Here is a 13,828-nt window from a genome sequence, read left to right on the forward strand (position 1 = left end):
AGTTTCGATAATTATTTATGGGGAATTCGCCAAATGACTAACTTAGAACAATCTTTTGATACACGCTTTGCTGTGCAATTTTCACCAAGCACATTCTTAATGCGTTTTGGACGTCGCGAAATTTTTGTATGCAAAGATTTTAGAAATCGCCAATATCAAGTGAACCCTGTGATCGAATGTTCGACTGGCGTTCAGGCTGGGCACTTGGAAATTCTATTGTTTCGTAAATGGTTGGTGATTTTGTCAAAGGCAAGATGATTGCGTGTTTGGCTTTGGTAATTTCAGGATTGTTTTATTGTTGTAGGGGGGCACCCCTAATTAAACTTACCTCATAAGCCTAAAGCCGATCAGAACATACTATTGGGTCTGTTGTATTAAAAGCCGAGATCTGACAATAAATCATCTACATTTTCCTGATTAAGTTGCACGCCTCCAACAGCTCCTGGGCCGGCTAGCAGATCTTCTTTTTTCATTGCAGAAATAGTGCCCGCTGGCGCTCCGCTGATAAGTAATTCAAGCAGATCAGTTTCAGTTCTTTCAAGCAGATTCACCACTTTTTTTATGAGTTGACCCGTCAGATCTTGAAAATCCTGTGCCATCATAATCTCGGACAAAGCCTTTTCCATCGTCATACTATTGCTCTTGGATACGGTAATAAAGCTGTGAGCTTGATTTGCTATTGCCAATAACTCTTCTTTAGATAAATTTTCTAGCGGGACACGATTGAATTGAGACAGCAATTCTTCAGCATTTTTAGTCGCAGCATGCTGTAAAGGCAAAGTGTCTTCGACAGTGGATAAAACAGTGTTGGCAGCTTTTTCTGTTAAGACACCTATGTGATTAAGTCTCTCTCGTGCAGAGGGAAATTCATTCGATGCTTCAGCTAATATATCGTTGGCGCCAACCCAGGTTAGAGCATCATGTAAAGCCCTAACGACATGCCCTAATCCCTTGTACATCAATTCAGGATTATCATCTACAGTCCCATTAACTGCCGGTGGTGTTTGATTCATATCAGGCCTTTTGAGCATTTATTGATGAATCCATACTAAATCAGAAAAATTAATCCTTCAATATAAAAGATTGTTTTGGGAAAAAATACATCATAAATGGAATTCTCCTTTTTACTTCTTACTGAATTTATATCTCAGAGAGATGTGAAACCATGTGGTAAAGTGTTGGAAAAATTAAAGGATCATTGTGGCCACTCCAAATTACGGATATGAGAAACGTCAAAAAGAATTGGCGAAGAAGCGAAAAAAGGAAGAGAAATTAAAAAATCGGGCAGAGCGCGGAAGCGTTGACGCAGATGACAATGAGCCTGCCGAAGTGGAGACTACTGACGACTATATTAATCAGAAAAATGAACCCGCTTAGCTGATTTCAGCGGACGCGAACAAATATCAAGGAAGGAAATGCAGTGATTCGCATTTCCTTTTTATTTTTGCTGATTTAGTCGTGATTGTAATAATGCAGCTTAGTTCGAGAGGGGGGAGAGTTCGCCATCCATTGTTTTTGTGATGTGTACCTATTTTCTTACGTCGATAAGATAAAATAAAACATTGCGCACGGGTGCTTAAAGTCAGATTTTTTCGACTTATTTAGCGACTGCTTAGTACTGAATTTTTTTAGCGCTGAATTTTTTTGCGTGTTTCAGCAATGTCTTTACATAATTGTTCGGTCGCATCTAATACGCGTGGCCCAGCACGGTGCAACCAATCACCGGGTATGCTGTACAAGTTTTGTTTTTTGACAGCCTGTAGGGTCGGGAAACCTTCCCAGTCTTTCAGTAACTTGAGATTGTCCTTGCCGCTGCTGAAAATAAGTTCGGGGTTAGCTGCCAATAGCGCTTCCACCGTAATAGTGGAACTAATATCTTTCAATTCCGCGAATACGTTACGGCCTCCGCAGAGTGTGATCATTTTCGAGATGAAATGTTCTTGATTCACCGTCATCAGCGGACTTTTGACCATTTGATGGAAGACGCTGATAGCGGTTTCTTTATCTTTTAAGCGATAGTTGCTACTTAAGCTTTGCAGACGTTCTCTAAATTGTTTGGCCGCGATATTGCCAATCGCTTCAGTGCCACTTAGGACGGCAATCCGTTCTAATGAACTCGCTATATCTTCAAAAGTGTGAGGTTCACTTTCAAAAACTGTGACTTTGTTATCGCGTAATTTTTTTGCCAAGTGCTTCGCGTTGCCAGTGCCCCAAATAATCACTAAGTCCGGTTTCAGAGCTAGTAAACGCTCCAGATCCAGCGCGAATATATTACCAACAGATGGGATCTTTTTGGCTTGCTCTGGATAGTCACTATAGTCACTGACGCCAATTAAGAATTGCCCGGCACCAGCCGCAAAAATCATTTCAGTGACGTGTGGCGCTAAGCTGATGATACGTTTTGCTGGTTGCGCCAGACTGACTGTGCGTTGCCCGTCATCGATGACTTTTACATCTGCTTGCGCTACAAAAGCACAAGAAAAATTCAAGCTGGCGGCAATAAGGCTGGCACCAATGTTGACACTAATGATGTGACGCAGAGCAGGCGATAGTATGGACATCGTGATTGACCTATATTTCTAAATTATCGATCAAACGAGTATTGCCTAACTTAGCCGCACTTAATACGACAAGCGCTTCTTTGTTCGCCAGATCTTCAGCGCTTGGAGCCTGCAAATTGGATTGCTTACGAATAGCAACGTAGTCAGGTTTCCATGCACGTTGGGTTAATTCTTGCATTGCTTGCTGCTCAATAGTCGCTAAGTTTTGGTCACCACTGCGAACTTGATCCGCCACTTGATTGAGAATTTTATAAAGTGTCGGCGCCTCGTCACGTTCACTACTGCTCAAATAACCATTGCGGGACGACAATGCTAATCCATCTTCTGCGCGCCATGTTTCTGCCGCGATGATTTCGGTAGGTAGCGCAAATTGCTTCGCCATATTACGAATAATCATCAGTTGTTGATAATCCTTTTTTCCGAAAACTGCAACTCTAGGTTGTACGCACGAAAAAAGTTTTAAGACGACGGTGCTCACGCCGTTGAAAAAACCAGGGCGGAATTCACCTTCAAGAATATCGCCCAAGTCATTTGGCGGTTGTACACGATATTCTTGTGGTTCCGGATAGAGATCTTTCTCGCTTGGTGCAAATAAAACATACACACCTTCTTTTTCTAGCTTTTCAATATCCGCTTGAAATGTTCTAGGATATTTATCGAAATCTTCATTGGGACCGAATTGCAGACGATTGACGAAAATTGACGCGACAACCGGGTCTCCATGTCGACGTGCCAAACGCATCAGGGACAAATGACCTTCATGCAGATTTCCCATTGTCGGAACAAAAGCTGTGCGTAATTGTCCGCGTAATTGATCGCGTAGCTCTTCAATGGAGGAAATAATTTTCATGTGATTAAGATCGTAATATGAGGTAAGGCAATGAGGGAATGATCAAACCGGCGCGTAGGCCAGCCTGACATAAATAGGCGCGTAGGCTTCGGCTTGTGTGATTTCGATTAAAGTTTCTTTCGCCAATTCGAGTAGGGCGACGAAGTTAACTACCAGAACAGGGGCGCCACGACTAGGGTCGAATAAATCGGCAAATTCAACGAATTTGTTGGATTGTAGTCGGCGCAAAATACTGCTCATGTGTTCACGCACCGACAATTCTTCGCGACTAATTTTGTGATGGGCTACCAATTTTGCTCTGCCCAAAACATCTGCCCAGGCTTGTTGTAAGTCGGCGACTCTTACTTCTGGCCAATGCAAAATAGTATTCTGTTCGATAAATACTTGGGCATGCAAGAAGTCACGGCCTAGCTGCGGAATGGTGTTTAAATCATATGCCGCCAACTTCATTTGCTCATACTCAAGCAAGCGGCGCACTAAGGCCGCGCGCGGATCATCCGCTTCTTCGCCTTCTTGTGCTTTATTGCTAGGTACCAGCATGCGCGATTTGATTTCAATCAGCATCGCTGCCATTAGCAGATATTCAGCAGCTAACTCTAAGTTGTGTTTGCGAATTTGATCGACATAAAGCAAGTATTGTTGCGTCACCTGCGCCATGGGAATATCAAGAATATTGAAATTCTGTTTGCGAATCAGATAAAGCAGCAAATCCAAAGGTCCCTCAAACGCCTCTAGAAATATCTCTAAGGCATCTGGTGGGATATATAAGTCGTTAGGAAGCTTGAATAAAGGCTCGCCATATAGCTTTGCAAAAGCCAAGCCGTCCACGACATCGGGTGTGCTGTCAGTGGCACCGATGAGAGGCAATTCTGTCGTGGATAAATTTTGTGTAGACATGCGCGGAAGCTTTCGTCGCTAACGATTTATTTCAGTTAGCTGAGACCGTGCTTAATTTTTATTTTGATAGACGTAAGGCTGCTGATCTACGCGCGCTTCTGCTGTGCGGCGTTGTGTATCAAGATCAATTGGCGCTTTATCCCAAAGTAGGGCGCGACCGTCACGTTGACCTTGTTCTAATTGTGGATTTGCTGATTTTAAGCCGTTGAGAAATTGCGTGGCTTCAGATTGATAGAGAGAAAATTGTTTGGAAAATTTCATGGGTTTTCAATCGAAAGGTAAGGGTCGGTGACTGCGCCAACATTTTTATGATGGATTCAGGTTAGCCTCGCATTTTACCTCGTAAATGTAAGCTTTCCTGTGATTAGAGCGCTTATTCCTGGAAAATATTGTGTCTGAAATGCGAAATTCTTAATCAAATCAAACTCTCAAGCTAGTTGCAGTCAGCTAGTTTGATCTTTCTGAAGGTGATTTCAGTTGAATTTAAATTATTTAGAGCTTTATTTAGTCTTATTTAGCGTTAATAGCATCTTCAAAATGGTGCATACGATTCAGTAATAGCGAAGGATCGATCTCTTTGATCAATAAGGCGTTGTGTTCGGGTTTTAAAAAGCCAGAAAATACCGCGTGTTCTAGAAATTGCAATAAATGATCGTAGAAACCATTCACATTTAATAAGCCCAAAGGTTTGTGGTGGAAGCCGAGTTGCAGCCACGTAAACATTTCAAATAATTCTTCCAGGGTCCCAATGCCACCAGGTAGAGCAATAAATCCATCAGACAATTCAGCCATCAAGGCTTTGCGCTCATGCATATTTGCTACCACATGCAGTTTGTTTAAATTACGATGACCCACCTCGCGGTCTAATAACGCCTGAGGGATGACCCCTGTCACATGCCCACCGAGTCGCAGGCACTCATCCGCGATAATCTTCATTAATCCTACATCACCGCCGCCATAGATCAATTCGAGATTTTGATTGGTCAATTGCTTTGCTAATGCCAATGCAGCCTGGTGAAATGCAGGAGAGTTACCACTAGATGATCCACAGTAAACACAAATTGATTTCATGAGCTTGGTCTAGGTTTCTCGTTTAATTTTCATGAGATAGTCATGAGACAGCTTCTCAAAAACTTCTTTGGTGTGGCCACGCAAATAGGGGCTAATTTGTACGATGACTTGATAACAGCCACGCGCTAGAGATTCGGACATCGTTTGCAACTCGGTATATTTACGCGGATTACGGACGTATTCGTACGATAGCCAGTAAGTCGCAACAACGACCATATTGGTTGCCAGTGCCTCTACCGTGATGTCATCTGCCTCAAATTCACCGTCTGCACGCAGACCCAGACACAATTCTGTTGCTACTTTAATTTTGTGATTCAGAATCTGCTTAAAAGTGAGTTCTAATTTGCGATTGCGTGTTAGTAAATCGTTGAGGTCGCGGTAGAAAAAACGATAGCGCCAAATCAATTCAAAGGTCAGATGCAGGTAAGTCCAGATGTCTTGAATATTGGCTTTTCTACCTTCAGGAAATGCAAGTTTCTTATTGATTTCCTCTTCAAATTGCAGAAATAAAGAATTGACGATGTCTTCTTTATTGCGGAAGTGGTAGTACAGATTGCCTGGAGAAATGCTCATTTCTTCAGCGATGATCGTCGTCGTGATATTCGGCTCACCAAAGTCGTTAAATAACTTGAGTGATAGATCTAATATGCGGTCGCGCGTTCGTCTTGGTGTTTTGGTTTGCATGTTGAATGCCTATTGATTTTGTCTAATCGCAAGTAGCGATCGTTTGGCAATAGAATATCATTGAATCAAGCAATACCCCAAATTTACAGGTGTAAAAATGTGATTAAACGAAATCAAATTTGATCTTGTTTAATTTTTCTCAATTGGCTTGGGGAGTTCTATCAGGCGCGTTTTGGCCAATTTATCATGCAAGAATTGGCCATCTTTGACAAAAAAGGCAGTCGCTGCCCAGCCGCAAAAACCAAGCGCGACGGGAATTGCGAGCTGTGCATTTTTTAGTCCAAACTGGTATGCAACAATAAATCCAGGCAAAAACCACATCCAAGCGAGGCAATAACGTACGACTGCTTTGATGACTGGTACGCGTTGATAGTCGTCATTTACTAACTTGATGCGCCAAGTTTGCATTGCCAAGGTCTGTCCGCTACGCTGCCAGAAAAAAACAAAATAGCTGCCGATAACAAAAAACAAAAAAATCTCTCTTGCGAGGCGCATGGTGAGTGCACTCTTACTTTGAGTGCTGACATCGAAAATAAAGCTGGCAAAAAAAATGACACCAAAGATTAATGCCGCTTCGTAGATCATCATACATACGAGGCGGCGTTTTAAACTTGGAGTAGGGAATTGTGGAGCGGAATTATTCTGAGTCACTTGTACTATTTCTTCAAATTACTTAATGCTAGCTTGTGATGCGCTGTTACTTGCTGGATTAGCTGTTGGGGGACCTTTTTTCAACGGCGCCAAAGCTGGCGTTGTGCGCTTAGATTCCGGTTGAATTGTTGTAATTGTCTTCTTCACCTTGGCTTCATTTGCTAATTTTTGTTTTTCTGACTCGCTCAGTTGTTGATATTGCTGCCATTGTGCTGATTTTTGCTCAGGAGATTTTTTGCTCGTATTCGCAAAATTTTCGCGCACCGCCATACGTTGTTCCGGCGTCATCTTAACCCATGTCTGCACGCGCTCTTGAACTCTTTGCTGTTCTTCTGGTTTCATGCTGGTATATTTATTCGCTACTCCCAGCCATTTTTTTTGGCGCAAAGCATCCATTTGGTCCCACTCTTTAGCGAGTGGGGTGAGGGCAGTTTTTTGTTCTGCACTCAGTTGTGCCCATGTGGTTTTACCCGTGGTGACCGGCGCAGCATTTGGTTTTTGAGTCGGTGCTTGTGCAGGGCTCAACGTGGTCGAAGCGGCGGCGCTAATTCCACTATTCTCTGCGGCCGGTGTCGATGCCGACGTGGCTTGAGGCGGAGATTGGAACGCAAAAGCACTACTGGCCATATTAATGGCCAATAGTGTGACGATGATGTGAAGATTTGACGCGAACGATAAATTCTTAATGCGCACTCTTATTCCTCTGTCTTTGCAGGTGGTGTTTCTTTATTTAGATAAGCATTGAAACCACTGTCTAAATAAGCATCTGGTGGCAGCTCATCAACCAGTACAGCAGCGTCAATTTCAGCTAAATCATTGATTTGTTGCTCTTGTTCATATTCGTAGAGACCATAAAGACCAGCCACTAATACAAGGAAAGCTAACGCAAACCAAGATTTATTAAACCAAGTTTTTTGTGAAAATGACATGCCATTGCTACCTGCGAGTACACCGCCAAATGCTAAGGCGCGACTAGGTTCGGCCTCCTTTTTGCGCGATAAGGCCAATTGACGCGCTGCCGCCAAACGTTCCAATGTAGCATCTGGAAGTTTTTCGCTTGATTCGGTCATCGCACGTCGCACTTTATAGGCGAAGTCGATTTCCTCTTTTTCTTTTGCGTAAGTCATAAATGTATCCCTATTGCTTTAAGTGACGCTGCCAGTGCGTGAGTAGCTCTTGAACAATGCGTTTTCACGCTCCCCTCTGAACAACCCATGGCGGTTGCGGTCTCTGCAACATCCATGTCTTCCCAGTAACGCATGAGGAAGGCTTCTCGTTGACGCGTTGGTAGTTTTTTTATCTCATCGTCAATAATATTTAAAACTTGTTCTCTTTCTAATTTTTGTTCTGTTGATTCTGCGGCTTCGCTTCCTTCTTCCGCCGAGTGAACCTCTAATATATCAAAGTTGTCGTCGTCTTGATTACTCGTTGTGATATTTGAAAAGAGGGTAACCCAATTATTGCGAACTTTTTCTCGACGGAAAAAATCCAAGATGGTGTTTTGCAAAATTCTTTGAAAAAGCAGAGGCAATTCATCAGCAGGTTTGTCACCATACTTTTCTGATAATTTGATCATTGCATCTTGCACAATATCTAACGCAGATTCTTCATTACGCACCATGTAGACTGCGTGTTTGAATGCGCGGCGCTCTACGCCTTCTAGAAAGTTGGATAATTCTTTAGTGGTTGCCATGCGGGGGATGGTGCCTTGGAAAACGTAAAATTTCTAAAATGTTAGAAAAAGCGAAATGCAAGCGTAAGCGCCTTAACGATCAAGTCGTAACATTGGTTTACATCATTTGCACATTTTCGGTGCGATGCTTTTTTTTGCGCGCGTACCAAAAGTGCGCACATGCTAGCAAAAAAGCCTGATGATGTCCTCTTATTTGATGAAAATCTTCGTCTATTTGTTAGATAAATAGGCGATAAGCACTTGAATTTACGGTTTTCTTTGAAATTTCTTGTCGATACACGCTAAATATACTTGACCAAATTGTTGCATCGCAGTAGTGTAGAGCCTCGCTCCAAAATCTCGGAGTACCAACACTTGTTTGATCTGGCTCACAATGCCTCTGTCAACAAGTCACTATCAGTAAATTGTTAGTAGCAGTTTGTTCTAACCCATGCCACAAGCGTGAGAAATTTAATATTTCTTAGCCTTACCCTGACCGCACGAGTCGCCATTAAGCTTTGCCTGGAATATTATCCAACGGATAGTAGAAGGGGAAAGTGACCGCACAAAAAGGAACGTCAGCTGACCGCTTTTGAAATTTGAATTTCGTCAGGAAAGAACATCCGATCAATCTCCAATGGACCTTGAAAGGAAACAAGATGAGTTCAGAACGACCGTCCGATCGTCAATCGGAACGCGGTGCCGAGAAAACCCTCGACCGCAACACTGAGTACACAGGCGCAGAAATTCTCGTCAAGTGTCTCGCAGAAGAAGGCGTTGAGCATGTATTCGGTTATCCGGGTGGTGCTGTACTTTATATTTACGACGCGATTTTCAATCAGAGTAAATTCCAACATATTTTAGTACGTCACGAGCAAGCAGCGATTCATGCCGCAGATGCGTATTCCCGTTCGTCGAATAAAGTTGGTGTCGCTTTAGTGACATCCGGCCCAGGCGTAACGAATGCTGTGACAGGGCTGGCCACAGCCTACATGGATTCTATTCCCATGATCGTCATTTCCGGTCAAGTGCCTAGCCATGCAATTGGCGAAGACGCGTTCCAGGAATGTGACACCGTGGGCATTACTCGTCCATGCGTGAAGCATAATTTTTTAGTGAAAGATGTACGTGATCTGGCCGATACGGTGAAGAAGGCTTTCTTCATTGCGACTACAGGTCGCCCTGGGCCAGTATTGATTGATATCCCAAAAGATATCAGCAATCACAAAACCACTTATCACTACCCTAAAGAAATTGAGATGCGCTCTTATCGCCCCGTCGATAAAGGTCACGCAGGGCAAATTCGTAAAGCAGTTCAATTGCTGTTGCAGGCGGAACGTCCAATGATTTACACCGGTGGTGGTGTGATCTTGGCAAATGCAGCACCAGAATTAAATAAATTAGTCGATCAATTGGGTTTTCCTGTCACCAATACCTTGATGGGGCTTGGTGGCTATCGTGCGACAGACGACAAATTCGTCGGTATGCCTGGGATGCACGGTACCTATGAAGCTAATATGGCGATGCAACATTGCGACGTTTTGATCGCGATCGGTGCGCGTTTTGATGATCGAGTCATTGGTAATCCTAAGCATTTCGCATCACATCCACGCAAGATTATCCACGTCGATATCGATCCTTCATCCATTTCCAAGCGTGTGAAGGTGGATATTCCTATCGTCGGCAATGTGAAAGATGTCTTGGTTGAAATGCTCTCACAATTGGCGGCATCGGATGCAAAGCCAAATGCGAAACCTCTCGCCGATTGGTGGAAGCAGATTAAGAAATGGCGCGCCCAAGATTGTCTTGGCTATACCGATTCTTCTGAGATCATTAAGCCGCAATCGATTATTCAAAAAGTATGCGAGATAACCAAGGGCGATGCTTTTGTCACGTCTGACGTTGGTCAGCATCAAATGTGGGCGGCGCAGTACTACAAGTTTAATCAACCAAAACGTTGGATTAATTCTGGTGGCTTGGGCACCATGGGTGTTGGTTTGCCGTATGCGATGGGCGTGCAAATGGCGAATCCTGATGCAACGGTTGCGTGTATTACAGGTGAAGCATCAATACAGATGTGTATCCAAGAGCTTGCAACCTGTAAGCAATATCATTTGACACCAAAAATTATTTTGCTGAACAACCGTGCGCTCGGTATGGTGCGTCAGTGGCAGCAAATTGATTATGCTGGTCGTTATTCCGAATCCTATATGGACTCTTTGCCTGACTTTACTAAGTTGGTCGAAGCTTATGGCCATGTGGGGATGAAGATCGAAAATCCAGCCGATGTCGATGGTGCATTGCATGATGCTTTCGCTATGAAAGATAAGTTGGTGTTCATGAACTTCATTACAGATCAAGACGAAAAAGTTTGGCCCATGGTGAAAGCCGGTAAGGGTTTGACTGAAATGTTGCTTGGTTCGGAGGATTTGTAATGCGACACATTATTTCCGTATTGCTCGAAAACGAAGCGGGCGCCTTATCGCGTGTAGTGGGCTTATTCTCTGCGCGTGGTTATAACATCGAAACTTTGACGGTTGCACCTACCGAAGATGCAACACTATCACGTATGACTATCGTCACCACTGGTTCAGATGACGTGATTGAACAAATCACCAAACATTTGAATCGTTTGATTGAAGTGGTGAAAGTGGTCGACTTAACTGAAGGTGCGCATATTGAGCGTGAGCTCATGCTCATCAAAGTGCGCGCAGTCGGTAAAGAGCGTGAAGAGATGAAGCGCACGGCGGATATTTTCCGCGGCCGTATCATCGACGTCACTGAAAAAAGCTACACCATAGAATTGACCGGTAACAAAGGAAAGCTCGATGCCTTTATCGATTCCATAGAACGTACCGCCATTCTGGAAACAGTCCGTACCGGCGGTTCTGGTATTGGGCGTGGTGAACGCATCCTGAAAGTGTAATCAGATTTAGCAGAAGAAGTAAAACCGCGAAGGCGCAGAGGATACCGAGAATTGAAAGATTCTTCCTCCGTGCTCTCGGTGTCTCTGCGGTCCAGATTAACGCCAATGTTGGCGACTTAGTTTCAGTTTCGATTTTGAATAATTTAAATTTATAGGATATTAAAATGAAAGTTTTTTACGATAAAGATTGCGATCTCTCATTGATCAAAGGCAAAAAAGTTGCCATCATCGGTTACGGTTCACAAGGTCATGCACATGCATTAAATATGAGTGAATCTGGTTGTCAGATCACAGTCGCTCTGCGTAAGGGCGGTGCGTCTTGGGATAAAGCAAAAAATGCTGGTTTGAAAGTGGCAGAAGTGAATGATGCGGTCAAAGAAGCCGACGTCATCATGATCTTGTTACCTGATGAAAATATCGCTCAGGTCTACAACGAAAACGTCGCACCATATGCAAAGCAAGGCGCTGTTTTAGCGTTTGCACATGGCTTCAACGTCCATTACGGTCAAGTTGTTCCACGTGCTGATATGGACGTGATCATGATCGCACCAAAAGCACCAGGTCATACAGTGCGCGCAACTTACACACAAGGTGGCGGCGTGCCACATTTGATCGCTGTGTATCAAGATAAATCTGGTGCTGCTCGCGACATCGCTCTGTCTTATGCAATGGCAAATGGTGGCGGTCGTGCTGGTATTATCGAAACCAACTTCCGCGAAGAAACTGAAACCGATTTGTTCGGTGAACAAGCAGTCTTGTGCGGCGGCGCAGTGGAATTGATCAAAGCAGGTTTTGAAACTTTGGTTGAAGGCGGCTACGCACCAGAGATGGCCTACTTTGAATGCTTGCACGAGCTGAAATTGATCGTCGATTTGATCTATGAGGGCGGTATCGCCAACATGAATTATTCGATTTCAAATAATGCAGAATACGGCGAATATGTTACTGGTCCGCGTATTGTTACTGACGATACTAAACAGGCAATGCGTCAATGTTTGAAAGACATTCAAACAGGCGAATACGCGAAGAGTTTCATCTTGGAAAACAAAGCAGGCGCGCCAACTTTGATCTCTCGTCGTCGTTTGAATTCTGAACATCAAATCGAACAAGTCGGTGCAAAATTGCGCGCGATGATGCCTTGGATTGCGAAGAATAAAATGGTTGATCAATCGAAAAACTGATTCACCGTTTATTTTAACAAAATGTAACATTTATTTTGTTAAGTTTTTGCTGTAAGAACAGAGCCACCTTCGGGTGGCTTTTTCAATTTATTGATCTGATCACTGCGCAACGTCGTCGATCTAGATATCAACTGAATTCAAATTCAGTTAGTTGGAACGTGGATGTAATGATGGTTTTTTAATGATTAAATTGAAATAACTATTTTCGATTTGACGTAACATAAGGTTATTCTGCTTTGCTACATTAAGTTACAATGTGAAATGATTTGTAACCAGAAAAAATGATTTATGGAATTTGCCGAAGAAATCGTCGTTGCACTTTTGGGAAATAGCTTTATTTCAAGGGGGAAAGTGTTCTATCGGGTTGTCGTACAGTCAATCTCTCATATTCTTTGGGCAGTAGTGCAGGCGTTCCCGTTTACCTTTGTCGGCGCCATAAAACGTCTCCGATTCTTGATAAGATGTGTATTTTATGCAAGAGCAAGCGTGATGTGGTTCTCCTATATTCGTCAAAGCGAACTACGTCATGCGACCAAATTTGAGCCAAGTTTGTTGGAAGCTGTGCATCGACCTTTCTTTGATCGCCGTCTGTCAGCACTCGAGCGAGCGTGCTTATTGCGTGATAATTTTGAATTAATGCGGAGAAATTTTACCCAAGAACATTTTCAGAGCCTGCTTTTTTCAAAAAAAGTCGAAGTGCTGAAATTGACCGGAAAAAAGCAAGAGGTCGTGCAAGTACATTTAGTGCGTAATGACGCTTACAAGCGTGAAGGTGGAGCGACTTTGATAATGAGTTTTAATGGAGACTTTTTGCTGTCTTTGACTTTTAGCTTGGCGAAGAGTGTCGATGGTGTTGCCTTCAAGGTAGGTGGAATTCAGTCTGGGAATTGTGAGGGGCGACAAAAAATTAAATTGGCGACTGTGGCGATGCATGGCATACAGCCAAGATTGTTGTTGATCGAAGTGTTGCGAACGATAGGGCAGCAATTGAATTGCAATAATATTGAATGCATTTCACTTGAGAATCACATTTATCAAGCATGGCGTTATCGTTTTAAGAAGAGCGTGAGCGCTGAATATAATCAATTGTGGGAGTTGGCTGGCGGTGGGAAAAATGCAAGTGGCAACTACGCCATACCTACTAGTTTGGTTGAAAAGTCTATCGATGAACGTCCATCAAATAAGCGTAGTGAGTATCGTCGACGTGCATTGCTGATCGCTGAATTGCGTGATCAGGTTCAACAGGCATTAGGTTTTGGTGATAAGGCTAACTCCACAACTTTGCAGATGTCAGGGCTCGTGCAAGCATAGACATCTTGGACACGGCTGGATGCT

The 13,828-nt window shown here is 43.4% G+C and carries 17 protein-coding genes; 6 read left to right on the forward strand and 11 right to left on the reverse strand.

The genetic code is table 11. The features are described 5' to 3' along the window. Positions 1–33 precede the first annotated feature (33 nt). Complete coding sequence (locus H8K55_RS12225) at positions 34–258, forward strand: hypothetical protein (protein ID WP_186942351.1); 225 nt, start codon at positions 34–36, stop codon at positions 256–258. A 116-nt stretch (positions 259–374) separates the two neighbouring features. Here H8K55_RS12225 and H8K55_RS12230 read toward each other — a convergent pair whose 3' ends face one another. After that, positions 375–1,013 (reverse strand): protein phosphatase CheZ, encoded by a 639-nt coding sequence (locus H8K55_RS12230; protein ID WP_186942352.1) that lies wholly within the window; start codon positions 1,011–1,013, stop codon positions 375–377. Between the two features lie 187 nt (positions 1,014–1,200). On the opposite strand from H8K55_RS12230, the gene H8K55_RS12235 reads away from it, so the two are divergent. Continuing rightward, positions 1,201–1,377 (forward strand): hypothetical protein, encoded by a 177-nt coding sequence (locus H8K55_RS12235; RefSeq protein ID WP_186942425.1) that lies wholly within the window; start codon positions 1,201–1,203, stop codon positions 1,375–1,377. Between the two features lie 251 nt (positions 1,378–1,628). On the opposite strand, the gene H8K55_RS12240 is transcribed toward H8K55_RS12235, so the two are convergent. From H8K55_RS12240 to H8K55_RS12285, 10 genes are all read right to left on the reverse strand, one after another. Then, complete coding sequence (locus H8K55_RS12240; protein WP_186942353.1) at positions 1,629–2,561, reverse strand: cobalamin-binding protein; 933 nt, start codon at positions 2,559–2,561, stop codon at positions 1,629–1,631. Positions 2,562–2,571: 10 nt separating this feature from the next. After that, positions 2,572–3,411 carry a pantoate--beta-alanine ligase gene (panC, locus tag H8K55_RS12245; RefSeq protein ID WP_186942354.1) on the reverse strand — a complete coding sequence of 280 codons (840 nt, stop codon included), beginning with the start codon at positions 3,409–3,411 and terminating at the stop codon, positions 2,572–2,574. Positions 3,412–3,453: 42 nt separating this feature from the next. After that, positions 3,454–4,308, reverse strand: a complete 855-nt coding sequence (locus H8K55_RS12250; protein WP_186942355.1) for a segregation and condensation protein A — start codon at positions 4,306–4,308, stop codon at positions 3,454–3,456. A gap of 51 nt (positions 4,309–4,359) precedes the next feature. After that, positions 4,360–4,569, reverse strand: coding sequence for a DUF3460 family protein (locus H8K55_RS12255; RefSeq protein WP_186942356.1), 210 nt, complete (start codon positions 4,567–4,569; stop codon positions 4,360–4,362). Positions 4,570–4,818: 249 nt separating this feature from the next. Next, positions 4,819–5,379, reverse strand: coding sequence for an LOG family protein (locus H8K55_RS12260; RefSeq protein WP_186942357.1), 561 nt, complete (start codon positions 5,377–5,379; stop codon positions 4,819–4,821). A gap of 9 nt (positions 5,380–5,388) precedes the next feature. After that, the gene (locus H8K55_RS12265) at positions 5,389–6,063 is read right to left on the reverse strand and encodes a TetR/AcrR family transcriptional regulator (protein ID WP_186942358.1); all 675 of its coding nucleotides are present in this window, start codon (positions 6,061–6,063) and stop codon (positions 5,389–5,391) included. Positions 6,064–6,192: 129 nt separating this feature from the next. Next, on the reverse strand, positions 6,193–6,714 hold the full coding sequence (locus tag H8K55_RS12270; protein WP_329605033.1) for an RDD family protein: 522 nt from the start codon (positions 6,712–6,714) through the stop codon (positions 6,193–6,195). A gap of 18 nt (positions 6,715–6,732) precedes the next feature. Continuing rightward, positions 6,733–7,407: a DUF3106 domain-containing protein gene (locus H8K55_RS12275; protein ID WP_186942360.1), complete on the reverse strand. Its 675-nt coding sequence runs from the start codon at positions 7,405–7,407 to the stop codon at positions 6,733–6,735. Positions 7,408–7,409: 2 nt separating this feature from the next. Next, a complete protein-coding gene (locus H8K55_RS12280) occupies positions 7,410–7,841 on the reverse strand; it encodes a DUF3619 family protein (protein WP_186942361.1) in 432 nt (143 codons plus the stop codon). Beyond that, positions 7,838–8,407, reverse strand: coding sequence for an RNA polymerase sigma factor (locus H8K55_RS12285; protein ID WP_186942362.1), 570 nt, complete (start codon positions 8,405–8,407; stop codon positions 7,838–7,840). The genes H8K55_RS12280 and H8K55_RS12285 overlap by 4 nt, the downstream gene beginning before the upstream one ends. A 638-nt stretch (positions 8,408–9,045) precedes the next feature. Here H8K55_RS12285 and H8K55_RS12290 point away from each other — a divergent pair. The 4 genes from H8K55_RS12290 (at position 9,046) to H8K55_RS12305 (ending at position 13,804) form a co-directional block, all read left to right on the forward strand. Beyond that, positions 9,046–10,821 carry an acetolactate synthase 3 catalytic subunit gene (locus H8K55_RS12290; RefSeq protein WP_186942363.1) on the forward strand — a complete coding sequence of 592 codons (1,776 nt, stop codon included), beginning with the start codon at positions 9,046–9,048 and terminating at the stop codon, positions 10,819–10,821. After that, positions 10,821–11,312: an acetolactate synthase small subunit gene (ilvN, locus tag H8K55_RS12295; protein WP_186889435.1), complete on the forward strand. Its 492-nt coding sequence runs from the start codon at positions 10,821–10,823 to the stop codon at positions 11,310–11,312. Before H8K55_RS12290 ends, ilvN begins: the two co-directional genes overlap by 1 nt. A gap of 164 nt (positions 11,313–11,476) precedes the next feature. After that, entirely contained in the window at positions 11,477–12,493 is a 1,017-nt protein-coding gene (gene ilvC, locus H8K55_RS12300; RefSeq protein WP_186942364.1) for a ketol-acid reductoisomerase, read from the forward strand. A gap of 288 nt (positions 12,494–12,781) precedes the next feature. Then, positions 12,782–13,804 (forward strand): VirK/YbjX family protein, encoded by a 1,023-nt coding sequence (locus tag H8K55_RS12305; protein ID WP_186942365.1) that lies wholly within the window; start codon positions 12,782–12,784, stop codon positions 13,802–13,804. Positions 13,805–13,828: the final 24 nt, after the last annotated feature.

Origin of the sequence: Affinundibacterium flavidum, from assembly GCF_014284175.1 — a bacterium.
Taxonomy (GTDB): Bacteria; Pseudomonadota; Gammaproteobacteria; order Burkholderiales; family Burkholderiaceae_D; genus Undibacterium; species Undibacterium flavidum.